The organism is Nocardiopsis sediminis (assembly GCF_042650565.1).
In the GTDB taxonomy this organism is placed as follows: Bacteria; Actinomycetota; Actinomycetes; order Streptosporangiales; family Streptosporangiaceae; genus Nocardiopsis_B; species Nocardiopsis_B sediminis.
Map to the genome: position 1 here is coordinate 970,232 of NZ_JBHSBH010000015.1, position 24,613 is coordinate 994,844.

The 24,613-nt window shown below is 72.2% G+C and carries 24 protein-coding genes; 3 read left to right on the forward strand and 21 right to left on the reverse strand.

Annotated features, from left to right (window positions below; translation table 11 throughout):
• Positions 1 to 132: 132 nt before the first annotated feature.
• Complete coding sequence (locus ACFOVU_RS26770; RefSeq protein ID WP_378538018.1) at positions 133 to 1,221, forward strand: suppressor of fused domain protein; 1,089 nt, start codon at positions 133 to 135, stop codon at positions 1,219 to 1,221.
• Positions 1,222 to 1,310: 89 nt separating this feature from the next.
• Positions 1,311 to 2,561 carry an MFS transporter gene (locus ACFOVU_RS26775; protein ID WP_378538020.1) on the forward strand — a complete coding sequence of 417 codons (1,251 nt, stop codon included), beginning with the start codon at positions 1,311 to 1,313 and terminating at the stop codon, positions 2,559 to 2,561.
• A gap of 36 nt (positions 2,562 to 2,597) precedes the next feature.
• Here the strand turns inward: ACFOVU_RS26775 and ACFOVU_RS26780 are convergent, their stop codons facing one another.
• The 5 genes from ACFOVU_RS26780 to rpsB form a co-directional block, all read right to left on the reverse strand.
• The gene (locus ACFOVU_RS26780) at positions 2,598 to 3,647 is read right to left on the reverse strand and encodes a phosphatidate cytidylyltransferase (protein WP_378538021.1); all 1,050 of its coding nucleotides are present in this window, start codon (positions 3,645 to 3,647) and stop codon (positions 2,598 to 2,600) included.
• Positions 3,648 to 3,775: 128 nt separating this feature from the next.
• Positions 3,776 to 4,333 (reverse strand): ribosome recycling factor, encoded by a 558-nt coding sequence (frr, locus tag ACFOVU_RS26785; RefSeq protein WP_378538023.1) that lies wholly within the window; start codon positions 4,331 to 4,333, stop codon positions 3,776 to 3,778.
• A 49-nt stretch (positions 4,334 to 4,382) separates the two neighbouring features.
• Positions 4,383 to 5,108 carry a UMP kinase gene (gene pyrH / locus ACFOVU_RS26790; protein WP_378538230.1) on the reverse strand — a complete coding sequence of 242 codons (726 nt, stop codon included), beginning with the start codon at positions 5,106 to 5,108 and terminating at the stop codon, positions 4,383 to 4,385.
• A 180-nt stretch (positions 5,109 to 5,288) separates the two neighbouring features.
• On the reverse strand, positions 5,289 to 6,125 hold the full coding sequence (gene tsf, locus ACFOVU_RS26795; RefSeq protein WP_378538024.1) for a translation elongation factor Ts: 837 nt from the start codon (positions 6,123 to 6,125) through the stop codon (positions 5,289 to 5,291).
• A 113-nt stretch (positions 6,126 to 6,238) separates the two neighbouring features.
• On the reverse strand, positions 6,239 to 7,171 hold the full coding sequence (gene rpsB, locus ACFOVU_RS26800) for a 30S ribosomal protein S2 (protein WP_378538026.1): 933 nt from the start codon (positions 7,169 to 7,171) through the stop codon (positions 6,239 to 6,241).
• A 407-nt stretch (positions 7,172 to 7,578) separates the two neighbouring features.
• Here rpsB and ACFOVU_RS26805 point away from each other — a divergent pair, with 407 nt between their 5' ends.
• Positions 7,579 to 8,136: a murein hydrolase activator EnvC family protein gene (locus ACFOVU_RS26805; RefSeq protein WP_378538027.1), complete on the forward strand. Its 558-nt coding sequence runs from the start codon at positions 7,579 to 7,581 to the stop codon at positions 8,134 to 8,136.
• Here the strand turns inward: ACFOVU_RS26805 and ACFOVU_RS26810 are convergent.
• From ACFOVU_RS26810 to ACFOVU_RS26885, 16 genes are all read right to left on the reverse strand, one after another.
• Positions 8,099 to 9,001: a tyrosine recombinase XerC gene (locus ACFOVU_RS26810; protein ID WP_378538029.1), complete on the reverse strand. Its 903-nt coding sequence runs from the start codon at positions 8,999 to 9,001 to the stop codon at positions 8,099 to 8,101. The genes ACFOVU_RS26805 and ACFOVU_RS26810 overlap by 38 nt on opposite strands.
• A gap of 49 nt (positions 9,002 to 9,050) precedes the next feature.
• Positions 9,051 to 10,289 (reverse strand): DNA-processing protein DprA, encoded by a 1,239-nt coding sequence (dprA, locus tag ACFOVU_RS26815; protein WP_378538030.1) that lies wholly within the window; start codon positions 10,287 to 10,289, stop codon positions 9,051 to 9,053.
• Positions 10,286 to 11,818, reverse strand: a complete 1,533-nt coding sequence (locus ACFOVU_RS26820) for a YifB family Mg chelatase-like AAA ATPase (RefSeq protein ID WP_378538031.1) — start codon at positions 11,816 to 11,818, stop codon at positions 10,286 to 10,288. The genes dprA and ACFOVU_RS26820 overlap by 4 nt, the downstream gene beginning before the upstream one ends.
• Positions 11,819 to 11,978: 160 nt before the next feature.
• Positions 11,979 to 12,374, reverse strand: a complete 396-nt coding sequence (locus tag ACFOVU_RS26825; RefSeq protein ID WP_378538232.1) for a YraN family protein — start codon at positions 12,372 to 12,374, stop codon at positions 11,979 to 11,981.
• A 482-nt stretch (positions 12,375 to 12,856) separates the two neighbouring features.
• Positions 12,857 to 13,189 carry a DUF2469 domain-containing protein gene (locus ACFOVU_RS26830; protein WP_378538033.1) on the reverse strand — a complete coding sequence of 111 codons (333 nt, stop codon included), beginning with the start codon at positions 13,187 to 13,189 and terminating at the stop codon, positions 12,857 to 12,859.
• A 159-nt stretch (positions 13,190 to 13,348) separates the two neighbouring features.
• The gene (lepB, locus tag ACFOVU_RS26835) at positions 13,349 to 14,392 is read right to left on the reverse strand and encodes a signal peptidase I (RefSeq protein ID WP_378538034.1); all 1,044 of its coding nucleotides are present in this window, start codon (positions 14,390 to 14,392) and stop codon (positions 13,349 to 13,351) included.
• A gap of 78 nt (positions 14,393 to 14,470) precedes the next feature.
• Positions 14,471 to 14,830, reverse strand: a complete 360-nt coding sequence (rplS, locus tag ACFOVU_RS26840) for a 50S ribosomal protein L19 (RefSeq protein ID WP_378538035.1) — start codon at positions 14,828 to 14,830, stop codon at positions 14,471 to 14,473.
• Positions 14,831 to 14,987: 157 nt separating this feature from the next.
• Complete coding sequence (trmD, locus tag ACFOVU_RS26845) at positions 14,988 to 15,779, reverse strand: tRNA (guanosine(37)-N1)-methyltransferase TrmD (protein WP_378538037.1); 792 nt, start codon at positions 15,777 to 15,779, stop codon at positions 14,988 to 14,990.
• Positions 15,780 to 15,895: 116 nt separating this feature from the next.
• Positions 15,896 to 16,408 (reverse strand): ribosome maturation factor RimM, encoded by a 513-nt coding sequence (rimM, locus tag ACFOVU_RS26850; protein ID WP_378538038.1) that lies wholly within the window; start codon positions 16,406 to 16,408, stop codon positions 15,896 to 15,898.
• Positions 16,409 to 16,494: 86 nt separating this feature from the next.
• Entirely contained in the window at positions 16,495 to 16,737 is a 243-nt protein-coding gene (locus ACFOVU_RS26855) for an RNA-binding protein (RefSeq protein WP_067964979.1), read from the reverse strand.
• Between the two features lies 1 nt (position 16,738).
• Positions 16,739 to 17,209: a 30S ribosomal protein S16 gene (gene rpsP / locus ACFOVU_RS26860; RefSeq protein WP_378538039.1), complete on the reverse strand. Its 471-nt coding sequence runs from the start codon at positions 17,207 to 17,209 to the stop codon at positions 16,739 to 16,741.
• Between the two features lie 196 nt (positions 17,210 to 17,405).
• Positions 17,406 to 19,013 carry a signal recognition particle protein gene (gene ffh, locus ACFOVU_RS26865; protein ID WP_378538040.1) on the reverse strand — a complete coding sequence of 536 codons (1,608 nt, stop codon included), beginning with the start codon at positions 19,011 to 19,013 and terminating at the stop codon, positions 17,406 to 17,408.
• A gap of 120 nt (positions 19,014 to 19,133) precedes the next feature.
• Positions 19,134 to 20,363, reverse strand: coding sequence for a hypothetical protein (locus ACFOVU_RS26870; RefSeq protein WP_378538042.1), 1,230 nt, complete (start codon positions 20,361 to 20,363; stop codon positions 19,134 to 19,136).
• Between the two features lie 384 nt (positions 20,364 to 20,747).
• Positions 20,748 to 22,052: an ammonium transporter gene (locus tag ACFOVU_RS26875; RefSeq protein WP_378538043.1), complete on the reverse strand. Its 1,305-nt coding sequence runs from the start codon at positions 22,050 to 22,052 to the stop codon at positions 20,748 to 20,750.
• A gap of 388 nt (positions 22,053 to 22,440) precedes the next feature.
• Entirely contained in the window at positions 22,441 to 23,610 is a 1,170-nt protein-coding gene (gene ftsY / locus ACFOVU_RS26880) for a signal recognition particle-docking protein FtsY (protein WP_378538045.1), read from the reverse strand.
• Between the two features lie 56 nt (positions 23,611 to 23,666).
• The coding region (locus ACFOVU_RS26885) for a FecCD family ABC transporter permease (RefSeq protein ID WP_378538046.1) at positions 23,667 to 24,613 on the reverse strand (947 nt) is incomplete at its 5' end.

The following is a 24,613-nucleotide window of genomic DNA, read 5'->3' on the forward strand; positions in this document are numbered from 1 at the left end:
CGGCGATGCGCGGTAATTTAGGGGCCTGTACGACCTTTCGCGTTCACCACCGCGGTGCCACCCTTGGGGCATCACGGTTCATACTATGCGGCGCCCGGACACCGCCGCGCGACGAGCCGACAAGGAGGGCAGGTGGCAGGAGCGCAGGTCCTCCTCGACCAGTTCAGCCCGTACCGCAGCCGCCGCGTGATCGTCGAGTACGACTCCCGGACCACGGCCGCCTACCTGCTCGACGCCCGCGGGACCATCCGGGTGCCCGTCTGGCTGGCCAACCACGTCATGGCGCCCGACTCCGGTGACCCCTCCGGCCCCTACGAGGGGCAGGCGCCCCTCATGCCCGCAGCGCACACCAAGCATCCGCAGGGGCGTGCCCCGTTCGACGCCGACCGGCTGCGGGCGGTGTGGTTCGAGGAGGGCGACGGCGTCGCGCTCCTCGACGACGACGGCCTGCTGGCGATCGTCCCGGGGTGGGCCGAGGCCGACAGCGGCCTGCCCGGCTACGCGCGCGAGGCGATCGGCCGCAGCCCCTACGCCTGGGCCCTCGACCCCGTGGCCGCCCAGCTGTGGCCGCGCGTGGTGCACGCCGAGGCCTACTGGGACTGGCGCTCCTCCCCCAGCGCCTGGCGCAGCGTGCAGCGCACGGTGTTCAACCACCTCACCCGCACGGTCGGCCCCGCCGGGCACTACTGGGACGTGTCCGACGGCCACGCCCCGCTGATCCGGGTCTCGGAGCGCCCGCCCACCGCGGAGCGGCCCTACACCATCCTGAGCACGGTGGGCATGTGCGGGCAGCGCATGCCCACGCTCGACCGGTACATGGCCGACACCTCCTCCTACGCCCGCATCGAGCTCGCGCTGGCCACCACCGCACCCGCCCACGTCGCGGCCCGGATCTTCCGCTGGATCGGCGCCTTCCCGTGGCGGGCGGTCACCTGGTTCGGGTCGGGCCACAGCGTGAAATGGCTCGACAACCCCGAGGACTCCGCCATGCGCGGCACCAGCACGGCGGTCCTCCTCATCGCCGACCCGGCCCCCCTCGCCGGCCCCGACGGCCGCGTCCCCCCGGCCACATCCGGCCTGACCTTCCACGGCGACCCCGTCACCTGGCTGTGGATCGTCCCCATCACCCGGCCCGAGCACCTCTTCGCCAAGGAGCACGACTCCGCCACCCTCCTCGACAAACTCGCCGCCGAGGGCCGCACCTGGATCCTGGGGCCCTGACCGGGAGGCCGTCACCCGGATAACCGGTTGACGGCGGTCGCCGGGCACTCGATTCTGGGGCGCATGCCCGCAAACGCGTCCCTGCCCCCATGCGTTCGCACGGCGGGCCGATGACCGCCCCCGCCGAACCGCGGCCCGACGTCCTGGCGCCGCTGCGGCACGGGCCGTTCCGCGCGCTCGCCGCCGGACGCACCCTCATGTACTTCGGCAACGGGCTGGCGACCGTGGCGCTCGGCTTCGCCGTGCTCGACGCCACCGGCTCCCTCGTGCACCTGGGGCTGGTCGTCGGCGCGCGCTCTCTGGCCAACGTCGTCCTGCTGCTGTTCGGCGGGGTGCTCGCCGACCGGCTCCCGAGGGCGCTGGTGCTCCAGGGCGGCTGCGCCCTTGCGGCCCTCTCCCAGGGCCTGGTGGCCGCCGCCGTCCTCCTGGGGGCGGCGAACCTGCCCCTGCTGGTCGTGCTGAGCCTGGTCAACGGCGCCGCTGCGGCGGCCAACCTGCCGGCGTCGGCCGCCCTCACCCCGCAGACCGTCCCGCGGCCGCTGCTCCGGCAGGCCAACGCCCTCGTGCGCGTGGGCGTCAACATCGGGATGCTCACGGGCATGTCGATCGGCACCGCCATCGTCGGCGGGATCGGCCCCGGGTGGGCCATCGCGGTCGACGCCGCCCTGTTCGCGCTCGCCGGCGTGTGCTTCGCACTGCTCCGCCTGCCCGCCGCCGCACCGGCCGCCGACGGGCCCGCCCACCCCCTGCGCGAACTCGCCGAAGGCTGGACCGAATTCGTGTCGCGGCCGTGGGTGTGGATCGTCGTGCTGCAATTCATGGTCGTCAACGCCACCTGGTCGGGCACCACGGCCGTGCTGGGTCCCGCGATCGCCGACGCCACCTTCGGCCGGGTGGCGTGGGGGCTGATCCTCATGGCCTACAGCGCCGGGCTGATCCTCGGCGGCCTGCTCGCGGCGCGCTGGCAGCCGCGGCGGGCGCTGCTGTTCGGGGTGGTGCTGGTCGCGGTCGACGCCGTGCCGATGCTGGGGCTGACCGGGACCCCGGTGCCGCTGTTCCTCTTCGCCGCGATGTTCCTCACCGGGGTGGCGGTGGAGCAGTTCACCGTGGCCTGGGAGGTGTCGGTCCAGGAGAACGTCCCGCCGCAGAAGCTGGCCCGGGTGTACTCCTACGACGCCCTGGGGTCCTTCATCGCCCTGCCCGCCGGGGAGATCGCCGCGGGGCCGCTGGCCGAGGCCGTCGGCACCGATGCGGCCCTGGAGGGGATGGCCGCGCTCCTGCTGGTGGCCACCGGCGCGGCCGCCGCGAGCCGAAGCGTCCGCGGCCTGACGCGCAGGTGAGCCGGGTGACCCGGCCCCGGGGGACGGCCGGGCCGGCTACCCCGCGGCGGGGACCAAGAGGGTCAGCACGACCCAGGCAACAGGGCCGGCGATGAGGAGGGAGTCCACGCGGTCGAGCAGGCCGCCGTGGCCCGGCATGAACCGGCCCATGTCCTTCAGCCCGAGGTCGCGCTTGACCAGCGACTCGATGAGGTCGCCGACCGTCGCGGCCACGACCACGGCCACGCCCAGCACCAAGCCCGCCCAGATCGGGCCGTCGAGCATCAGGGCCACGGTGAGCCCCCCGGCGATCATGCAGCCGAGCACCGACCCGCCGAAGCCCTCCCAGGTCTTGTTCGGGCTGATCACCGGCGCCATGCGGTGCCGGCCCATGAGGATCCCGGCGAAGTAGCCGCCGATGTCGCTGCTGATGGTCACGAGGATGAACGCGACGATGCGCTCCTGGCCGTCGCCGGGGGTCGCGATCAGCAGCTGCCAGGTGCCCAGCAGGAACGGCAGGTAGATCAGCGAGAACAGGCTCGCGCCCGCGTCGCGCACGTAGCCCTCGGCGCCGTCGCGCAGCCGCCACGACAGGGTGATGATGGCCGTGAGCGCCGTGACGCCCACCAGCCACTCCGGGCCGCCGAAGTGGGCGGCCGCCTGCATCGCCACCCCGCCAACGGCGAGCGGGACCAGCGCGATGCGGGTGCCGCGGGCGGCGACGGCCCGGTGCAGTTCGCGCATCCCCAGCAGCACGGCCAGCGACGTGATGGCCACGAACACCGCGGGGAACGGGTAGATCGAGACGAACACGAGCGCGCCGAGAGCGCATCCGCTGATGATCGCCAAAGGCAGGTTGCGCCCGGCGCGCACGGGCTCGCCGCTGGGCTTGTGCAGGACGAACCGCTGCTTGTCACCGTCGGCTTCGGGGCCGGGGGCGTCCGCGGCGGACGCGCCGGCGGCGGCCTCGGGGGTGGACGCGGCGGCGGTCTCCGTGCTCGCGTTCGCGTTCGCTTCCTCGTCCGCGCCGCGGCGCGGGTCCGGCGCGCCGTTCACGGCGTCGCCGTCCTCCTCCGGACGGGCAGGGCTATGGGCGGTTCCGCTCATACGTGCGGAACCGTTCGGTGACGACACCACCGGCACCTCTCCGGAGTCGGCAGCGGGCGGGCCGGGGGCTGCGGCCTGCCCGCGATCGTCTCCCTGCTCGGATCCGGGCTCGGACAACGACACAGAACCTAGACCTCTAGCAGTTCGGATTCCTTGTGCTTCAGCAGTTCATCGATCTCGCCGACGTACTTGTGGGTGAGCTGTTCCAGCTCCTCCTGGGCGCGGTGGCCCTCGTCCTCGCCGATCTCGCCGCCCTTGACGGCCTTGTCGAAGCTGTCCTTGGCCTGCCGGCGGACGTTGCGGATGGCGACCCTGCCGTCCTCGGCCTTGGTCCGCGCCACCTTCACGTACTCCTTGCGGCGCTCCTCGGAAAGGTCGGGGAAGGAGACGCGGATGACGGTGCCGTCGTCGGTGGGGTTGACGCCGAGGTCGCTGTCGCGGATCGCCTTCACGATGGCGTCCTTCGAGGAGCGGTCGAAGGGCGACACGACCACCATGCGGGGCTCGGGAACCGAGAACGAGGCGAGCTGGTTGATCGGGGTCTGGGTGCCGTAGTACTCCGCCGTGATCTTGTTGAAGGTGGCGGGGCTCGGTCGGCCGGTGCGGATCCCCGCGAAGGTCTCCTTGGCGACGACGACGGCCTTCTCCATCTTCTCCTCGGCTTCGAGGAGGGTCTCTTCGGTCATTGCGGCTCCCGTGTGTCGCTGTGGTCCGTCGGTTCGAGGTGTGCGCGGATCAGCTGTCGGCCGGACAGACGATGGTGCCGATCTTCTCGCCCCGCACGGCGCGGACGATGTTGCCCTCGCCCATGAGGTCGAAGACCACGATCGGCAGGCCGTTGTCCATGCACAGGCTCACCGCCGTGGCGTCCATGACCTTCAGGCCGCGGGTGAGCACTTCGTTGTAGTCGAGCCGGTCGAAGCGCACCGCGTTGGGGTTGCGGTGCGGGTCGGAGTCGTAGACGCCGTCGACCTGCGTGCCCTTGAGCACCGCCTGCGCGCCGATCTCCAGCGCGCGCTGGGCGGCGGTGGTGTCGGTGGAGAAGAACGGCGCGCCCAGGCCGGCCCCGAAGATGACGACCCGGCCCTTCTCCAGGTGGCGCACCGCGCGGCGCGGGATGTAGGCCTCGGCGACCTGGCTCATGTGGATGGCGGTCTGCACGCGGGTCTCGACGCCGAGCCGCTCCAGGAAGTCCTGGAGCGCCAGGCAGTTGATCACCGTGCCCAGCATGCCCATGTAGTCGGCGCGGCCCCGCTCCATGCCGTGCTCGGCCATGGCGGCGCCGCGGAACATGTTCCCGCCGCCCACGACGACGGCGACCTCGATGCCCTCCGATACGGCCGCGGCGACCGCCTCGGCCACGTACTGGACGACTCCGGGATCGATGCCCTGCTGCTCGCCCCCTGCGAACGCTTCTCCGGACAGTTTGAGTACGACACGGCCCCAGCTCGAATCATGCATGGCTGGGCCGTCGGCGATGGTGCTGTCTTCGGTCTCCGGCACGGCGCTCGGCCTCCTTCTGATTCCCCCGAGTGGTATTGCGGCACGCGGCCCCACCCGTGCCGGGACGGAACCGCGCCTTATCCACCGAAGGTGCCGGGGACGATGTTTCCTCCCCGGCACCTCCATCATGTCAAAGGTCTACGCCTGCCCGACCTTGAAGCGCACGAACCGACGCACCGTGACACCGGCCTCGTCGACGATCTTCTGGACGGTCTTCTTGTTCTCCTTCACGAACGGCTGGCCCAGCAGGGTCGCGTCCTTGAAGAAGCCGTTCACCCGGCCCTCGATGATCTTGGGCAGCGCCTGCTCGGGCTTGCCCTCCTCGCGGGCGGTGGCCTCGGCGATGCGGCGCTCGTTCTCGACGATGTCCGCGGGGACGTCGTCCTTGCTCACGTACTTCGGCGCGAGAGCGGCGATCTGCTGCGCGAGGTCCTTGCCGACCTCGGCGTCGGCCTTGTCCAGCTCGACCAGGACGCCCATGGTCGGCGGCAGGTCCGGGTCGGACTTGTGCATGTAGCTGGCGACGAAGGCGCCCTCGAACTTCGCGAAGCGGCGGAGTTCGAGCTTCTCGCCGATGACGGCGCTGTTCTCCTCGATCACCTGCTGCACGGACTTGCCGCCGGCGTACTCGCTGGCGAGCAGGGTCTCGACGTCGGTGGCGTCGGAGGCGGCGACGAAGTCGGCGATCTCGCCGGCGAGCTGCTGGAACTTGTCGTTCTTGGCGACGAAGTCGGTTTCGCAGTTGATCTCGACCAGGACGGCCGCGGAGTCGGAGTCCTGCTTGAGCACGACCAGGCCGTTGGCGGTGGTGCGCTCGGCGCGCTTGCCGACGTCCTTGGCGCCCTTGACGCGCAGGAACTCGACGGCCTTGTCGAAGTCGCCGTCGTTCTCCTCCAGCGCCTTCTTACACGCCATCATGCCCGCGCCGGTCAGGTCGCGGAGCTTCTTGACGTCGGCGGCGGTGTAGTTCGCCATAGCTGTTCTCTAATTCCCTTGGTGTGGGTCGACGGGGTCTGAAAGCGCCCCTGCGCGCCCGCGGGACGGATCCCGCGGGCGCGATGCGAGGGGCGGCACACGGCCTCGGCGGCTCAGGCTTCCTTCGGGGCCTCGGCGGGGGCTTCCTCAGCCGGAGCCTCCTCCGCAGGAGCTTCCTCGGCAGGAGCTTCCTCGGCGACCGGAGCCTCGGGGGCCGGCGCCTCGGCAGCGGGGGCCTCGGCCGGGGCGGCGGCCTCCGCGGCGGGGGCTTCGGCCTTGGCCTCGAGGAGCTCCCGCTCCCACTCGGGCAGCGGCTCGTCGGCGGCCTTCTCCTCACCGGCGGTGGAGGCACCGGAACGGGCGAGCAGGCCGTCGGCGACGGCGTCGGCGACGACGCGGGTCAGCAGGCTGACGCTGCGGATGGCGTCGTCGTTACCCGGGATCGGGTAGTCGACCTCGTCGGGGTCGCAGTTGGTGTCGAGGATCGCCACCACGGGGATGTTCAGCTTGCGAGCCTCGCTGATCGCGATGTGCTCCTTCTTGGTGTCCACGATCCACACGGCGCTGGGCACGCGGGACATGTCGCGGATACCGCCGAGCGTGCGCTCCAGCTTCTCCTTCTCGCGGCGCAGGCCCAAGAGCTCCTTCTTGGTCAGGCCGGAGGCGGCGACGTCGTCGAAGTCGATCTCCTCGAGCTCCTTGAGCCGCTGGAGCCGCTTGTGGACGGTGGAGAAGTTGGTGAGCATGCCGCCCAGCCAGCGCTGGTTGACGAAGGGCATGCCGACGCGGCGAGCCTGCTCGTCGATGGCCTCCTGCGCCTGCTTCTTCGTGCCCACGAAGAGGATGGTGCCGCCGTGGGCCACCGTCTCCTTGACGAACTCGTAGGCGCGGTCGATGTAGGCCAGCGACTTCTGAAGGTCGATGATGTAGATGCCGTTGCGCTCGGTGAAGATGAAGCGCTTCATCTTCGGGTTCCAGCGACGGGTCTGGTGCCCGAAGTGGACGCCGCTCTCGAGCAGCTGCCGGATCGTCACGACTGTGGCCATGACCGGGTCCTCCTTGGTGCGGCGGGGCGAACCCGCCTCGGTTGTTCCTGACGCCCCGGCCGCTCCGCCGCGCCGTCTCTTCGACGGCGCGGACCGCAAGAGCGGCCCCTCCCTGGGGAAGCACGAGGACGTGCGTAGTTGTCGGCTCATGACGAGCCATAGAAGATTCTAACCGTGATCGGGCGCCGTCCGAGCCGGACCGGATCGGCCGCCCGGATGTCAAGCACCGTTGCGTCACACTCGGTTGCAGCGGGTCACCGGGGGCGGCGAGAACAATGACGGGACGGAGGACGGACGGCCGTCGGCGGACGGGCGGTTCCGGGCGTCGGGCGTCGGGCGTCGGGGCGTCATCCACAGTGCGGGAATCGGGCTGGCGCGCCCGGTGCGCGGCCGGGCAGGCTCGGAGGATGGCGCTCCTCCCCCGCACCCCGGCCCCGCTCATCGGCATATCCGCCCTGCTGATCGCGGTCCTCGTGGTTCTCGCCTCCGCTCCGGCGGCCGGCGACGACGGCCCGTGGCGACCGCCTCTCGACGGCCGCCCCGTGGTGCTGCGCGCGTTCGACCCGCCGGAGCAGCCCTGGCTGCCGGGGCACCGCGGGGTCGATCTCGCCGCCGAGGCGGGGGCCGACATCGTCGCGGCGGGCGCGGGCCGGGTGGCCTTCGCGGGGCGGGTCGCCGGAACAGGCGTGGTCAGCGTGGTCCACGGCGAGCTGCGCACCACCTACCTGCCGGTCGCGCCCGAGGTCACGCGCGGCGACACCGTGGCGGCCGGAGCCCCCATCGGCACCCTCGCCGACGACCCGCCGCACTGCGCGGACCGCCCCTGCCTGCACTGGGGCCTGCGCCGCGGCACCGACTACCTCGACCCGATGGCCCTGCTGGGCAGAGGCGAGATCCGCCTGCTGCCGCGGCCGGGCCCTGTGGCGCTCAGGCGCGCGGGTGGGCCTGGTTGTAGGTGCGGGTGAGGCGCTCGATCGAGACGTGGGTGTAGATCTGGGTGCTCTGGAGCGACGAATGGCCCAGCATCTCCTGCACACTGCGGAGGTCGGCGCCGCCGTTGAGCAGGTGCGTGGCGGCGCTGTGCCGCAGGCCGTGCGGGGCGATGTCGGCGTCGCCCTCGGCCGCGCCCATGTGGGCGTGGACATCGCGGCGCGCCGTACGCGTGCCGAGCCGGCCGCCGCGCGCCCCCAGGAACAGCGCCGGGCCGCTGCCGGGCACGGCCAGGTGCGGGCGGCCGGCGGCCAGCCACCGGTCGACCGTGTCGAGGGCGGGCACGCCCACCGGCACCACGCGCTCCTTGCCGCCCTTGCCGAACACGCGCGCCGTGCGGCGCTCGCGGTCGATGTCGTCGACGTCCAGGGCGCACAGCTCGGCCACCCGGATGCCGGTGGCGTAGAGGAGTTCGACCACGGCCCGGCGGCGCAGGCCCGCAGGGGTGGTGTCGTCGGGCGCGGTGCCGGTCTCGAGCGCGGTCCCGGCCTGCTCTTCGTCCAGCACCACGGGGAGGGTGCGGTGCGCCTTGGGGGTGGCGATCAGAGGGCCGGGGTCGACCGTCAGCCGGCCCGTGCGGTGCAGGAACGCGGTGAAGGCCCGCGCGGCGGCCACGCGGCGGGCGACGGTCGAGCGCGCGGCGCCGGCGGCGTGCTGCGCCGAGAGCCAGCCGCGGAGGGCGGCGACGTCGATGCCGTCGACGGCGCACCCGACGGAGTCGAGGTGGCCGAGCAGCCCGCGGAGGTCCCCCATATAGGCACGGACGGTGTGCGCGGAGCGGTCGGTACCGATATGGCGCCGGAACTCCTCGACGAGGTCGTCGTGTCCGGGCGACGTCATGGGGCGCACCACGGGCAAGGGACCGGGCCGGCGGCGCTGTGACTCTTCGTCATGGGAGCACACTACTCCCGTCAGAGTCGGCGGTTCCGGGGCGGACGCGCCACCCCGACGCGCACCGCTCGATGAACCCGCCGGCGGCGAGCAGGCCGAGGCGCCCGAGGGTGAGGTCGAGGCCGAGCCCGGCCGCCGACGCGATGGTGGCGGTACCCGCCCCGGTGCGGGCGGGGACGGAGTCGAGGACCTTGCGGGCGAGGTCGTCGAGGGCATCGCGGGCCAGGGCGGTACCGCCGCCGGGCCGGAGGTCGTCGCCGATGTGCCCCACCTGCTCGGCGACGTCGGTGGCGTCGGTGACACAGGCCGCCCGCCATTCGCGCAGCAGGCGGTGGCAGCCCGCGGAGAGGGCGGAGGTGACCGGGCCGGGCACAGCCATGAGGACCCGGCACAGGTCGAGCGCGTGCCGGGCGGTGTTGAGCGCCCCGCTGCGCAGACCGGCCTCGACCACGACCGTGCCGGGGGTGAGCGCGGCGATGATGCGGTTGCGCACGAGGAAGCCGTGGCGGGTGGGCGCGGTGCCCGGCGGATGCTCGCTGACCAGGGTGCCGCGCGCCGCGATGTCGGCGAACAGGCTTTCGTTGCCGCGGGGGTAGCAGAGGTCGAGGCCGCAGGCGAGGACGGCCACGGTGGGCGCTCGCCCGGCCAGCGCCCCCCGGTGGGCGGCGGAGTCGATCCCGTAGGCGCCGCCCGATACGCAGGTCCACGAGCGCGCGGCGAGCGCCCAGGCGAGGTCGCCGGCGACGTGCAGGCCGTAGGCGGAGGCGGCCCGCGAGCCGACCATTGCGACGGAGCGCAGGCAGGCGTTGCGGAGGTCGTGGGCGCCGCGCACCCACAGTGCATAGGGCCTCCGCTCCGCGAGCCCGTCGAGCTGACCGGGCCACTCGGGGTCGCCCGGGACCACGAGTCGGCTGCCGATGTCGGCGGCGGCGCTCAGCACCTGATCGGGGTCGAGCCCCGAAGCGCGCCGGCACCAGCGCTCCCAGCGTTCGCCGTGAGCACGAGCACGAACCCCCGCCGGAGCGGGCAGCACGCCACCGCCCCGCAGCCCGCCCCACACGGCAGAGGCCCCGTGCAGATCCAGCAGCGCCCCCATGACGGGATCCCCCGCCCCGGCCACGACCGTGAGACAGGCACGGGACACGGCGTCGTCGGAAAGAGCGGGATCGACCGCCCCGTCGGCCGGTTCGTCGGCCGCTGGGCAGGGGCCCGGTGACCGCGGACCCGTGGGGGTCATGGGGTCGACCTCCCGGACCAGAGGGCGAAGGCGTAGGCGGTGTCCTCGGGTTCCGGGCGGGGGCGGGCCGCGAGGTCGGCGAGGGTCCAGGAGAGGCGGATGGCGCGGTCGACTCCGCGGGCGCTGATCTCGCCGCGTTCCAGGGCCGCGGCGAGGATGTGCAGGGCCGGGCCGGGGACCGGGAAGTCCCTGCGCAGGGAGGCGCCGGGGACCTCGGCGTTGGTGGTCCACGGGGTGGCGGCGAGGCGCTTGGCGGCGCGGTCGCGGGCCTGGGCGACGCGTTCGGCGACGGTCGCCGACGATTCCGCATAGGCGCGGTCGGCGAGGAGCTCGGCGTGCGCGACCGGCTGGAGTTCGACCTTGAGGTCGACCCGGTCGAGCAGGGGGCCCGAGAGCCGCGCCAGGTAACGGCGGCGCTGAAGCGAGGAGCAGGTGCAGGCGTTGCCCGATTTTCCGCAGGGGCACGGGTTGGCCGCCATCACGAGCTGGAAGCGCGCGGGGAAGCAGACCGTTGCGGCGGAGCGGGAGACCGTGACCTCACCGGATTCCAGGGGCTGGCGCAGCGAGTCGAGCACGCCCGTGGCGAACTCCGGCGCTTCGTCGAGGAACAGCGCGCCCCGGTGGGCCAGCGAGACGCAGCCGGGCCGGAGCCGGACGCTGCCGCCGCCGACGATCGCCGCGCGGGTGGCGGTGTGGTGCGGGGCGCAGAACGGCGCCCGGGTGATGAGCGGCTGGCCCTTCCGCAGGGTGCCGGCGACCGAATGGACCGCGGTGACCTCGATCGCCTCCTCCGGGGTGAGCGGCGGCAGGACGGTCGGGAGGCGTTCGGCGAGCAGGCTCTTGCCCGTGCCCGGCGGGCCGACCATCATCAGGTGGTGCCCGCCCGCCGCCGCGATCTCGACCGCCCGCCGGGCGACCGGCTGCCCGAGGACGTCGGCGAGGTCGGGGCTGCGACCGTGGGTGGGATCGGGGACGTCCGCATCGGGATCGTCATCGTCGGCCGCGTCGGGAATGGGTTCGCCGCGAACCCAGGCGAGTAGGTCGCCGAGGCCGCCGATGGCGACGACCTCGGCATCCGGGACCAGGGCGGCCTCGGCGGCGTTGCCCCGGGCGACCATGATCGTGCGGTGGCCGCGGCGGACGGATTCCAGGACCGCGGGCAGGACGCCGCTCACCGGCCGTGCCCGGCCGTCGAGCCCCAGTTCGGCCAGCAGGACGCGGTCGTGCACGACTTCGGCGGGGATGGCGCCGTCGGCGGCGAGTACGGCGGTGGCGATGGCGAGGTCGAAGCCGCTGCCGCGCTTGGGCAGGCTGGCGGGTGACAGGCTGACCGTGATGTGGCCTTCGGGCCAGGTCTCGCCGGCGTTGACGACGGCGGCTCTGATGCGGTCGCGGGCCTCGCGCAGGGCGGTGTCGGGCAACCCGACCAGCGTGAGCCCGGCGGCCCCGCCGCCGAGATGGGCTTCGACCTCGACCGTGTGGCCCTCGACCCCGAGGAGCGCGACGGACTTCGTGCGCGCCAGGCCCATCACGACCCCCCGGTTCTGTGGCCGCTGGTCGCGCGCGCCCGGGGGCTACCGATCCCGGACCTGCGGGCTCCCGCCGTGCGGACCGTGCCCGCTGGGCGGTCGACGTGGGGGCCGGCGGACGGGGCGGGGCGGCCGGTCGCAGTCCGCCGTGCCGGGAGGTTCACCCCACACCCCGGTGGTGCCGGAGGAACATGCGGCCGCCGGTTCCGGCCAGGACGGATACGACGTCGATACGGACGCGCGCGCCGGGGTGGCCGTGTTCGGCCGACCACGCCCGGGCCAGATGGCGCAGACGACGCAGTTTCACCGGGGTGACGGCGTCGAGCGGAGAGCCGAAGCGCAGGCTGGTGCGGGTCTTGACCTCGACCGCGACCAGGGTGCCGGCGTCGCGCGCCACGATGTCGAGCTCACCCTCGCGGCACCGCCAATTCCGGGCGAGCACGCGGATCCCGCTGCGTTCGAGATGGGCGGCCGCGATGTCCTCACCCCGCCGCCCGAGCACGTCCTTGTGCCGCGCCGCGCGGGGTGGCGGACCTGAGAGCGGAGACGCCGTCACCGCGGCCGGCGACCCGCAGAGGGAGTCGGGGCCGGGTCGTCCGGCCCGCGGTTCGGGCCCCGGACCGTCCGCCTCGCCCACGGGCAACCGGGTGGCCAGGTGCCACAGGACCCCCGCCCACAGGGCGCGCAGCCATCGGAGCGGCCGCCGCGGTTCGTGGTGACTCGCGCGGTTGTCAGGAAGAGGGGCGGGAAGCCGGGGACCGGGGCGATCGCCGTAGGCGGGGCCGGCAGGGCGGTGTGCGGTGGGGACCGCGAGCGTGAGAGGGGTCGCGGGGGCGGGTGGGGCGTACGTGGATCCGGTCATGGTGGATCACCTCCACCACCCACAGTGACCGAACGGCTCCACGCCGCGCGACCATGATTCTCAGGCTGTGGAAAACCTCCGGCGAGACCTCTGCAACGGAATCTCCGGAGGAAGACGCCGCTCCCTGGGCGGGGAAGCGGCCCGGCGACCGGGCCGCTTCCCCGCCCTCAGGCGGGTCAGTCGGCCGTGCCCGGGTGGCCGGAGTCGGGGACTTCGAGATCGGCCTTGGTGATCTCTTCGACGTTGACGTCCTTGAACGTCACCACGCGCACGTTGCGGACGAACCTGGCCGGGCGGTACATGTCCCAGACCCAGGCGTCCTCCATCGTGACCTCGAAGTACATCTCACCGTTCTCGGTGCTGCGCGGTTGCAGGTCCACGTGGTTGGTCAGGTAGAACCGGCGTTCGGTCTCGACCACGTAGCTGAAGAGGCCGACGACGTCGCGATACTCGCGATAGAGCTGAAGCTCCATCTCGGCCTCGTACTTCTCCAGGTCCTCAGAACTCATCTCGCGCTCGCTTTCGTCGTGCACTCCCGATTTCGGCCGGCCCGGCCCCCTTCGCCCTCGTGCACTGCACTGGCATGCGGTGTCGTGTGGTGTCGTGGCCATGAGAGCGGACGTATCCGCTACAGAATCCATGATGCGCCACGTGTCAACCGCATGGGGTCAATCCGCCGAATCCCCGGCGTGTGCGCCCCGGATACGCCGGGCCACCAGGCGGCCCGCACGGTGCACGGGCAGGGCGCCCGCCGCGCCCAAGGCGAGCGGCAGCGCGGCGGCGGCCCCCTGTGCGACGGGGGCCGCGGCGGAGTCCTCCGAGTTCAGGGGGGCGAAGCTGTCGGGGATGGGGAGGGTGGTGATCCGGTTCAGGGGCCACACGACGACGAACGCGCGTCCGACCACGCTCTCGATGGCGACGCTGCCGCCGCCCGGGTCGTTCTGGTGCAGCCGGGAATCGTAGGAGATCTCGCGGTGGTCGCCCATGAGCCACAGCCGCCCCGCGGGCACCTCGACCGGGCCGAACTCGGTGTGGGTCTCCTGGCTGCCCGGGAAGAGGTAGGGCTCGTCGATCGGCTCGCCGTTGACCATGACGCGGTTCTGGTCGTCGCAGCATTCGACGGTGTCGCCGGGGATGCCGATGACGCGCTTGATGTAGTCCTTGCCCGTGGGCGCGACCCCGAACTGCTGCCCCACCCAGGTGAACAGCTGCGAGACGGGGTTGGAGGGCGGCTCCACGGTGACGGTGTTCTCCTCGTCCCAGGAGCCGGTGCCGTTGAAGACGACGACGTCGCCGCGCTCGATGTCGCGGACCTGGTAGACGAGCTTGTTGACGAGGACCCGGTCACCGACCAGGAGGGTGTTCTCCATCGACTTCGAGGGGATGTAGAACGCCTGGACCACCCAGGTCTTGATGACGAACGCCAAGACCAGTGCGATGACGATCAGGATCGGTAGTTCCTTCCAGAAGGAACCGGCCTTTTCGTCCTTGGTGCGTTCCTTTTCGGCGCTCATCGCATCCCCTGAGCTCTCGGCATCGACCTCATCCGCGGTCACGGTCTCCTTTTTGGCACCGGCCCCCGACATGACGCTGGCCCCTCTGTGCCTGGGCGCAGAGGAGCCAGCGTCATCGGGCTGGTCGCCCGGTTCGGGCCGGGTGGTCCCACGGGTGTGGGGCCCGGCCTCGCGAGGGTCCAAATCGTCGTTGCTCATCGGGATCGAAGCCTAGCCGAGCACGACGCCGGGCGCCGGAAAAGGCGCACCCGGATACGGCGTGTGAAGAACCTCGCCTCAGCGGGCGACGGGCTCGCGGCGCTCGCGGATGCGGGCGGCCTTGCCGCGCAGGTTGCGCAGGTAGTAGAGCTTGGCGCGGCGGACGCGGCCACGGGAGACGACCTCGATCTTCTCCAGAGCCGGGGTGTGCACCGGGAACGTGCGCTCGACGCCCACGCCGTAGCTGATCTTGCGGACCGTGAAGGTCTCGCGGGCGCCCGGGCCCTGCCGCCGAATCACGACACCCTTGAAGACCTGGACCCGGGAACGGTTCCCCTCCGTGACCCGCACGTGGACGTTGAGCGTGTCGCCGGGGCGGAAGTCGGGAATGTCGGAGCGCAGCTGGGCCTTCTCGAGCTCCTGAATAGCGGTGTGCATCTCAGCGGTTCCTCATCGATTGCGCGCCGCGGCGACGGACATTGCGGTTCGCGCGGGCGGATCTGCTGGGGTCGTATTCGCGTGCCTCTGCGGGCTCCGCAGCAGTCGGCCGGTGCCTGGCGCATGCGGACACGGTTCTATGGCAGGGGCAACTCGTCTAGTCTGCCATAGGTTCGGGACCGGTCTGTAACCGAGCCTCGGCGATGACCTCCTGGTCGCGCCGGTCGAGATCATCGTCGGTGAACCGGTCCAGGAGTTCGGGCCGGTTGCGCGCGGTGGCCCGCAGCGCCTGGTCGCGGCGCCACCGGTCGACCGCCCCGTGGTTGCCCGACAGCAGCACCGGCGGGACCTCCCGGTCGCGCCACACGGGCGGCTTGGTGTAGACGGGCCCTTCGAGCAGGTGCGCCATGGCGCCGGTGGCGAAGGAGTCCTGCACCGCGGACTCCGCGTTGCCCAGCACGCCGGGCAGCAGCCGCGAGACCGTCTCGACCATCACCAGGGTCGCCGATTCGCCCCCGGCCAGCACGTAGTCGCCGATGCTCAGGTGCTCCACGGGCATCCGCCCGGCGGCGTCCTCCGCCACCCGCGAGTCGATCCCCTCGTAGCGCCCGCAGGCGAAGACGAGCCATGGCTCGGCCGCCAGGCGGTCGGCCCGCTGCTGGGTGAAGGGCAGCCCGCTGGGGGCCGGCACGATGAGCCGCGGCGTCGCGCCCTCCTCACCGCCGCCCGTGACGGCGTCGAGCGCCTCTCCCCACGGCTCGGGCTTCATCACCATGCCGGGGCCGCCCCCGTAGGGGGTGTCGTCGACGGTGTTGTGCCGGTCGTGGGTCCAGGAGCGCAGGTCGTGCAGGCGGATGTCGAGCAGCCCCGAGGCGCGCGCCTTGCCGATGAGCGAGAGCTCCAGCGGGCTGAAGTACTCGGGGAAGATGGTGATGATGTCGATACGCATGGGCTCTTCCGGGCTTCGGGGGCCGCCGTCCACGGCGCGGCGGAGGTGGCGGCCCGTCCGGGCGGGCGGCGCCGGCGATGGGGGCGGCGACGGTGGCGGGCCGGGTGCGGCCGGGGTCAGCGCCCCAGGTCGAGCAGGCCGGGAGGGGGCTCGACCACCAGGCGTCCGGTGCCGGTGTCGACCTCGGGAACCAGCTCCCGGACGAAGGGGACCAGCACCTCGCCGCCCTCGGCGTCCTTGATCACCAGGACGTCCTGGGCGTGGTGCAGGATGTCGTCGACCACGCCGATGTCGGCGCCGCCGGAGGTGACGGCGCGCAGGCCGATGAGCTCGTGGTCGTGGAACTCATCAGGGTCGTCCACCGGCGGGATGTCGGCGGAGTCGACCAGGAGGGTGACACCGCGCAGCGCCTCGGCGGCGTCGCGGTCGGCGACCGAGGCGAACCGGATGAGCAGCCGCCCCGAATGGGTGCGCACCGCCTTGACGGTGAGGGGGCCGGCGTCGTCGGGGTCGGTCAGCAGCCGGGCGCCCGCGGCGAACCGCTCAGCCGGGTCGTCGGTGCGCACATCGACCGCGACATCGCCCCGGACGCCGTGCGCACGGCCGATCCGGCCGACAACCAGACGCATCGTTCTCCTCGTGCTCGGTACCCGCGGCACGGCCGGCGGGCACGACACTGGGGCGCCGACCGGTGGTCGGCGCCCCAGCGCGCGATTCAGCGCACTTCGTTCAGGTCCAGCAGGTCGACGCGCACGTACCGGCCGCCCGCCAGCGAACCCACAACGGTCCGCAGGGCCTTGGCGGTCCGGCCGTTGCGGCCGATCACCTTCCCGAGATCATCGGGGTGGACCCGGACCTCGAGCACCTTGCCCTTGCGGAGCCGGCGGGCTCTCACCTGGACGTCGTCGGAATTCTCTACGATTCCGCGCACTAGGTGCTCAAGCGCCTCTTCCAGCACGTCAGTCCTCGCCCTCGGGCTTCTCCGCGACCTCGGCGGCCTTGTCCTCGGCCTTGTCGGCCTTCTCCGCCTTGTCGGCCTTCTTCTCGGACTTGCGGGCCTTGCCCTTGCCCTCGTTGTCGGGCAGGACGAGCTCCTTGAGGACGGCCTGGAACTCCGCCTCCTTGGCCTCCGCGTCCTTGGGCTCGGCCACCTTCAGCGGCGCGGGCGCGGGCAGGCCCTTGAACTTCTGCCAGTCGCCCGTGCGCTTCAGGATGGTCTTGACCGCATCGGTGGGCTGGGCCCCAACGGACAGCCAGTGCTGCGCCCGCTCGGAGGCGACCTCGATGAAGCTCGGGTCCTCCTTCGGGTGGTACTTGCCGATCTCCTCGATCGCCTTGCCATCGCGCTTGGTGCGGGCGTCGGCGACGACGATGCGGTACTGCGGCGTACGGATCTTCCCCATACGCTTGAGCTTGATCTTGACAGCCACGGGTGTGGTCTTCTTTCGATTGCGATGCGTGTGCCCGGTTCGGCGCCGCGTGGGGTTGCGGCGCACCGCCGAGGCGGGGACGTAGGTGCCGGGGCAAGGTAGAGGGCCGGCCCGTAGCACCGTTAGTCAACACTCAATTGTGCCAGACGCCGGGGCGTGCGGCGTGCGCCCCACGCCGTGCGCGGGCGCGCCGGCCTCACTTCTTGGGCAGCTTGAAGCCCGAAAGGTCGGGGATGTTGCCGCCGCCGCCAAGGCCGGGCGGGAGCTGCTGTGCGCCGCCACCGCCGAGGCCCGGGGGAAGCTGCGGGGGCTGCTGCTGCGTGCCGGGGTCGTCCTTGCGGCGCTGCCGCTCGGCGGCGCGCTCGGCCTCCTGCTGCTTGGCCTTGAGCGGGTTGCCGCTGCGCTGCTTGCCCTTCTTGAGCTTCTTGGCCTGGGCCTTGCCCTTCTTGCGGCCGCCGCCCACGCCCGGCATCCCCGGCATCCCGGGCATGCCCGGCATCCCGCCGTTCTTCATCTGGCGCATCATCTTCTGCGCCTCGAAGAACCGCGTGACCAGGCCGTTGACGTCGCTGACCTGGGTGCCGGAGCCGTTGGCGATGCGCAGCCGGCGCGAGCCGTTGATGACCTTGGGGTTAGCCCGCTCGCCCGGTGTCATCGACTGGATGATCGCCGCGATGCGGTCGAGGTCCTTGTCGTCGACGTTGCTGATCTGCTCGCGCATCTGGCCCATGCCGGGCATCATCCCGAGCAGGTTGCTGATCGGCCCGAGCTTGCGGACCATCGCCATCTGCTGGAGGAAGTCGTCGAGCGTGAAGTCCTCGTCGGAGGCCAGCGTGCTGGCCATCTTCTCGACTTCGGACTCCTCGAACGTGCGCTGCGCCTGCTCGATGAGCGTCAGGACGTCGCCCATGTCGAGGATGCGCGACGCCATCCGGTCGGGGTGGAAGAGGTCGAAGTCCTCGAGCTTCTCGCCCGTGGACGCGAACATGATCGGCCGGCCGGTCAGGTGCCGGATGGACAGCGCCGCACCGCCGCGGGCGTCGCCGTCGAGCTTGGTCAGCGCGACGGCGTCGTAGCCCACGCCGTCGAGGAAGGACTGCGCCGTGTTGACGGCGTCCTGGCCGATCATGGCGTCGACGACGAACAGGATCTCGTCGGGGGTGACGGCGTCGCGGATGTCGGCGGCCTGCTGCATCATCTCGGAGTCGATGCCCAGCCGGCCGGCGGTGTCGATGATGACGATGTTGTGGTTGTTGCGCCGCGCGTGCTCGATGGAGGTGCGGGCGACCTCGACCGGGTCGCCCACTCCGTTGCCCGGCTGCGGGGCGAAGACGGGGACGCTCGCGCGCTCGCCCACCACCTGGAGCTGGGTGACGGCGTTAGGGCGCTGGAGGTCGGCCGCGACGAGCAGCGGGGTGTTGCGCTGGGCGGCCAGCCAGCGGGCGAGCTTGCCCGCCAGCGTGGTCTTACCGGCGCCTTGGAGGCCCGCGAGCATGATCACGGTCGGCGGGTTCTTGGCGAACCGGATCTCCCGGGTCTCGCCGCCGAGGATCGCGATCAGTTCCTCGTTGACGATCTTGATGACCTGCTGCGCCGGGTTCAGGGCCTTGGAGACCTCTTCGCCGCGGGCGCGCTCCTTGATCTGGCCGACGAACGCGCGGACGACGGGGAGGGCGACATCGGCCTCGAGCAGCGCGAGACGGATCTCCCGCGCGGTCGCGTCGATGTCCTCGTCGGACAGCCGCCCCTTGCCGCGCAGTGAGGAGAAGACCGATGTCAGCCGGTCGGAAAGCGTCTCGAACACGAGTGTGGCCAGTTCCTTCGTCGCAGGGTTCTGTTACCTAGGTTACCCGCCGGGGCGCCGTCGTGCGCCCCGGCGGTCGCGCGCCCTTCACGGGGCCGCCCGGCAGGGCCGCCCACTCGGCTAGTTCCCCGATGCGCTGGGCTCCGCGGAGGGGTCGGCGGAAGGCTCGGCCGAACCGGTGCCCTCCTCGGGCGACAGGGTGGCTTCGCGCTGCTCGCCCACCGTGGCGACGAGTTCGTCGCGGGCGTCGCCGCTGAGGCCGCGGGTGGACAGCAGGGCGTCGCCGGAGATCTCGTACTCCTGCGGCTCCGTGCTGGGCGCCAGCTCGAAGTCGACGCTGCACGTGAGCTCGGCGGTCCCGCCGGCCTGGATCGATGTGGAGTCGCTGCACTCCTGCGAGCCGAGCTCTTCGTTGGTCAGCTCGGCGTCCATCCGGATGATGACGGTGGTGTCGCCGCCGGCGCCGGAGTCGTCGGTGGCCTGCCCGGTGACCGTGCACGCCCCGCCGTCGGCGCACTCCAGGGCGAGCTGCCCCTCCCAGTTCACGGGGAGGCGGGCATCGCGCGAGGAGCCCAGGCCGTCCTCGGCGGCCGCGAGGATGTCGTCGTAGACGGTCTCGATGTCGGCGGCCTCGGGCGCGGTGAAGTTGAGCCGGGTGCGCGGGCCGGAGTCGGCGTCCTCGGGGGCGAGCTGCTCGATCTCCATCCGCATCAGCTCACCGCTGTCCTCGCCGATCCAGACGCGGTTCTCCTCGCCGCCGCCCAGGTCGATCCGGTAGGCGGAGGTGCCGTCGAGGTTCTCCAGGGTGGCCTCGCCGCCCTCGGGCGCCAGACCCCGCAGGATCTCGGCGAGAGTGGCGGGGGTGAGCACCGCGCCGGGGTTGATGCCCAGCTGGGCGCCCGAGACCCGCACCCACGCGCCGGCGTACTGGTCGGTGTCGGGGTTGGCGACGTCCTGGTCGAGCCAGTACTCGTCGGGCGCGTTGACGAAGAGCCGGCCGTCGGCCTGGACGACCTCGGCCTCGTTCTCGCTCTCCTGGACGGTGCCGTAGGTGGCGCCGGCGTCGGTGACCGTCAGCGCGGTCTCCTTGACGACCTGGTCCTCGGCTTCGGCGATCTGCCCCTGCACCGCGATCGCGGGGGCGGCGGCCAGGGATTCGAGGGCGGCGTCCAGCAGCGGGCCGGCCTCGACCGGGGTCGGCGAGGGCGCCGGCTCCTCGCCTCCGCCGCCCGGTCGCCAGCTGCTCAGGTCGATCGAGCATCCGGCCGCGCCGAGCGCGAGGACGGCCGTGGCCGCAGCGAACCTGACCGGTCCGCTGGGTCGGCGTCTGCTGGGTAGGTCCGGCGACATCATGCCTCCTGGCCCCTTGCCGAGGGGTTCACGGTAATGGACGGGCTGAGCGGGATTCGGATCGAACGCACCCGTGCGAGGTCGGGGCCCTGGGCGCCCATGGCCGTCGTAACCGGCCGGGCGGCGGAAAAGCCCCCGTCGCACTCGTGTGCGGCCCCTCCGTTGCGGACAGCGTACCCAACGCCTCCACACACCCGGTCAAAGCAGTGTTTCCCGCTCAGCTCTCGGGATGCTCACCTGCGCTTCTCCCCAGAGGGCTCAGGCTTTCCCGGCCACAGGCCCCCGGAAAACACCTGGACCGGTGAGGAGGATCTCCTCACCGGTCCGGCGTACTGCGACCTCACCGCATATGCGGCCGGGCTCGCACCCTCAACGCTGGGGACGCTAGGACCCGACCTGCTGCGAGGTCTTCTCCTCGCCCGGAGGCGTCGGCGAGGAGAGCTCTCCGGTCTCCAGCTCGTCCAGCTCGTCGAAGGCGTACGCGGTCTCGGAGTGGAGCTCGTGGTCGAGTCCGTTGGTCTCGACGTGCTCCGGGATCCGGAAGCCGATGATCAGGTCGATGACCTTGGCGATGATCCAGGTGGCCACGAAGGAGTACACCAGGACGGCGACCACGGCCAGGGCCTGGAGGCCGAGGAGGCCGACGCCCCCGCCGTAGAACAGGCCGTTGTCCTCGCTGACCGAGGCGGCGGTCGAGGCCGCCAGGAGGCCGATGGCCAGGGAGCCGATGATGCCGCCGACCATGTGGATGCCGACCACGTCGAGCGCGTCGTCGTACTTGAACTTGAACTTCCAGCTGATCGCGTAGGCGCAGACGCCGCCCGCGATGAGGCCGAGGACGATCGAGCCGATCGGGGTCAGCGACGCCGCGGCCGGGGTGATGGCGACCAGGCCGGCGATGGCGCCCGAGGCGAAGCCCAGCGCGGTGACCTTGCCGTAGCGGATCCGCTCGACCAGCATCCAGGCGCCGGTGGCGGCGGCGGTGGCGACCTGGGTGTTGACCAGCGCCAGGGCGGCGGTGCCGTCGGCGGCCAGGCCGGAGCCGGCGTTGAAGCCGAACCAGCCGAACCAGAGCAGCGCGGCACCCAGCAGCACGAACGGAAGGTTGTGCGGGCGCATGGACTCCGAGCCGAAGCCCTTGCGGCGGCCGAGCACCAGGGTCAGCGCGAGGGCGGCGACACCCGCGTTGATGTGCACCGCGGTACCGCCGGCGAAGTCGATGACGCCGAGGTTGAAGATCCAGCCGGTGCCGCTCCACACCCAGTGGGCGACGGGGAAGTACACCAGCAGCGCCCAGAACGGCACGAAGAGCAGCCACGCGCCGAACTTCGCGCGGTCGGCGACCGCGCCGCTGATGAGCGCGACGGTGATGACGGCGAACATCATCTGGAACCCGGCGAAGGCCAGGTCGGGGATGTCCTCGCCGGTGCCGATCAGGCCGCTGAGCCCGGCACTGCTGAAGTCGCCCACCAGCGGAGCGAGCGGCCCGTAGCCTTCACCGAAGGTGAGGGAGTATCCGCAGACCACCCAGAGGACGCTGACGATCGCGATGCTGCTGAAGCTCATCAGCATCATGTTCAGCACGCTCTTCGCACGCGACATGCCGCCGTAGAAGAACGCCAAGCCGGGTGTCATCAACATCACCAGCGCGGCGCATATGAGCACCCACGCAGTGTTTCCGCTGTCCATGCCGCCTCCAGAGTCGGGCTGGGGGATTAAGTAGCCGTCGAAGTAGGGTCAGCGGGCACGCCGTCGGGCCCGGTGAAGATCACCACGGGCGCCAGCCTCGTACCGGCGTGTTTCCCGGCCGAGCCCCCGATGTTGCCCCGGCGTAAAGAGATGACCTGGGGTGTTACAACACGGTGAATCAACTGGTCAGACGGGTCGCGGATGGTGTCGCGGGGGTGACACGGGACCGAAATGGGGCATCGCGGCGCGCCCGGAATCCGCGCGGCCTGTCTCCCTTGCTCGCGGCGACCGGTTCCGGCCACCGGCGCCTCCTCCCCCTCCCCCGCACACGACGCGGCCCCTCCCCATTCGGGAAGGGGCCGCGGTGCTACGGCAGTGCGGGGCCGGGTCAGCCCTCGCCGAGGATCGCGTCGACGAACGTCTCGGCGTCGAAGGGGGCGAGGTCGTCGGGGCCCTCGCCCAGGCCCACGAGCTTGACCGGGACCCCCAGCTCGCGCTGGACCTGGATGATGATGCCGCCCTTGGCGGTGCCGTCGAGCTTGGTGAGGACGATGCCGGTGACGTTGACGACTTCGGCGAACACCCGCGCCTGGCGCAGGCCGTTCTGCCCGGTGGTGGCGTCGAGCACCAGGAGCACCTCGTCGACCTGCGACTTCTTCTCCACGACGCGCTTGACTTTGCCGAGCTCGTCCATGAGCCCGGTCTTGGTGTGCAGCCGCCCGGCGGTGTCGACGATGACGGTGTCGGCCTTCTCCTCGACCCCGCGGGCCACGGCGTCGAAGGCGACGCTGGCGGGGTCGGCGCCCTCGTCGCGGCGGACGACGGGCGCCCCGACACGGGAGCCCCACGTCTCGAGCTGGTCGGCGGCCGCGGCGCGGAAGGTGTCGGCCGCGCCGAGCACGACGCTGCGGCCGTCGCCCACCAGCACCCGGGCGAGCTTGCCGGTGGTGGTGGTCTTGCCGGTGCCGTTGACGCCGACGACCATGACCACGGCCGGGCGCCCGGGGAAGGGCCCGGTGGCCACCGTGCGGTCGAGTGCGGGGTCGATCTGGGTCAGCAGCTCCTCGCGCAGGAGGCCGCGCACCTCTTCGGGGGTGCGGGTGCCCAGGACCTTGACCCGCGTGCGCAGGCCGGCGACGATCTGCGCGGCCGAGGTGACCCCGACGTCGGCGGTGATCAGGGTGTCCTCGATCTCGTCCCACGCCTCGTCGTCGAGCCGGTCGGACGACAGCAGCCCCAGCAGGCTCTGCCCGAACACGTTCTGCGAGCGCGCCAGCCGGGCGCGCAGCCGGACCAGCCGCCCGGCCGAGGGCGGCGGGATCTCGATCTCCGGCGCCGGGGGCGGTTCGGCGACCGCGGTGGCGGTCCCGGCGGGCTCCCCGCTGCGGGGTTCGCGCTCCTCCGGCTCGGCGACGGCGGTCGCGGCCGGTGCGCCGGAGGACGGCGCCGCGGCGGACTCATCGCGGGATTCGGGCTTGCGGGGTCGGATCAGGAAGACGCCGCCGAACACCAGGAGGGCGACGATGAAGACGGCAACGCCGAAGATCGTGTAGTCCATAACGCGATCCAGTCTCGCAGAAGAAGTGTTGTCGTGAGGTCACGCCCCAGCCGCGGTCACGCCGCCCGGTGGCGGGTGGCGCGCAGGATCATGAGGAAGAACGGGGCGCCCAGGAACGCGGTCACCACCCCCAGCGGAAGCTCCGCGGGGGCGATCGCGGTGCGCGCCAGGGCGTCCACGAGGACCAGGAACGCCGCTCCCGTGACGAGCGACATCGGCAGGATGAGCCGGTACCCGCTGCCCACGAGGCGTCGCACGATGTGCGGCACCACGATGCCCACGAACCCGATGAGCCCGCTGACCGACACCGCCGCCGCGGTCGCCAGTGACGCCGCGGCGATCACGACGAGCCGCACGGCCGTCGCGTTGAGCCCGAGGCTCTGCGCCTTCTCGTCGCCCAGCGCGAGCAGGTCCAGGAGGTACCCGCAGGCCAGCAGGGCCAGCACGCTCACCGCCGCGTAGGGGGCGATGGACCACACGTCGTCCCACCCGCCGCGCCCCAGGCCGCCGAGCACCCAGGAGTAGATGCGCTGGAGCTCCTCGGTCCGCGTCGCCTGGACGAGGGTCTGCGCCGCCGAGAGGAACGACGACACCGCGACCCCCGCCAGGACCAGCGCCGCCGTGCCGCCCCGGCCCGCCGCCGAGCCCAGCGAATAGGCGGCGGCGACCCCCGCCAGGGCCCCGATGAAGGCGGCGACGGGGACGAGGGAGCGGGGGGCGTCGAAGAGCTGGTCCCCGTAGGCGATCACCAGGGTGGCGCCCAGCCCGGCGCCGCCGGCGGCGCCCAGCAGGTACGGGTCGGCCAGGGGGTTGCGGAAGACGCCCTGGTAGGCGGCGCCCGCGACGGCGAGCAGGGCCCCGACGACCGCGCCGAGCACCACGCGGGGCAGCCGGAGCTCGACCAGGACCGCGACCTGGCGGTCGCCGAGCGGGGACGCCACCCCCAGCGGGAGCCGGGAGAGCAGTTCGCGGACGATGTCGGCCGGGCCGATGGAGGAGGCGG

Coding starts and splice junctions, on each gene's coding strand:
- ACFOVU_RS26775 (WP_378538020.1), top strand. CDS start 1,311: ATGCGTTCGCACGGCGGGCCGATGACCGCCCCCGCCGAACCGCGGCCC.
- ACFOVU_RS26780 (WP_378538021.1), bottom strand. CDS start 3,647: ATGAGCGGAACCGCCCATAGCCCTGCCCGTCCGGAGGAGGACGGCGAC.
- frr (WP_378538023.1), bottom strand. CDS start 4,333: ATGACCGAAGAGACCCTCCTCGAAGCCGAGGAGAAGATGGAGAAGGCC.
- pyrH (WP_378538230.1), bottom strand. CDS start 5,108: ATGCATGATTCGAGCTGGGGCCGTGTCGTACTCAAACTGTCCGGAGAA.
- tsf (WP_378538024.1), bottom strand. CDS start 6,125: ATGGCGAACTACACCGCCGCCGACGTCAAGAAGCTCCGCGACCTGACC.
- rpsB (WP_378538026.1), bottom strand. CDS start 7,171: ATGGCCACAGTCGTGACGATCCGGCAGCTGCTCGAGAGCGGCGTCCAC.
- ACFOVU_RS26805 (WP_378538027.1), top strand. CDS start 7,579: ATGGCGCTCCTCCCCCGCACCCCGGCCCCGCTCATCGGCATATCCGCC.
- ACFOVU_RS26810 (WP_378538029.1), bottom strand. CDS start 9,001: ATGACGTCGCCCGGACACGACGACCTCGTCGAGGAGTTCCGGCGCCAT.
- dprA (WP_378538030.1), bottom strand. CDS start 10,289: ATGACCCCCACGGGTCCGCGGTCACCGGGCCCCTGCCCAGCGGCCGAC.
- ACFOVU_RS26820 (WP_378538031.1), bottom strand. CDS start 11,818: ATGGGCCTGGCGCGCACGAAGTCCGTCGCGCTCCTCGGGGTCGAGGGC.
- ACFOVU_RS26830 (WP_378538033.1), bottom strand. CDS start 13,189: ATGAGTTCTGAGGACCTGGAGAAGTACGAGGCCGAGATGGAGCTTCAG.
- lepB (WP_378538034.1), bottom strand. CDS start 14,392: ATGAGCAACGACGATTTGGACCCTCGCGAGGCCGGGCCCCACACCCGT.
- rplS (WP_378538035.1), bottom strand. CDS start 14,830: ATGCACACCGCTATTCAGGAGCTCGAGAAGGCCCAGCTGCGCTCCGAC.
- trmD (WP_378538037.1), bottom strand. CDS start 15,779: ATGCGTATCGACATCATCACCATCTTCCCCGAGTACTTCAGCCCGCTG.
- rimM (WP_378538038.1), bottom strand. CDS start 16,408: ATGCGTCTGGTTGTCGGCCGGATCGGCCGTGCGCACGGCGTCCGGGGC.
- ACFOVU_RS26870 (WP_378538042.1), bottom strand. CDS start 20,363: ATGTCGCCGGACCTACCCAGCAGACGCCGACCCAGCGGACCGGTCAGG.
- ACFOVU_RS26875 (WP_378538043.1), bottom strand. CDS start 22,052: ATGGACAGCGGAAACACTGCGTGGGTGCTCATATGCGCCGCGCTGGTG.
- ftsY (WP_378538045.1), bottom strand. CDS start 23,610: ATGGACTACACGATCTTCGGCGTTGCCGTCTTCATCGTCGCCCTCCTG.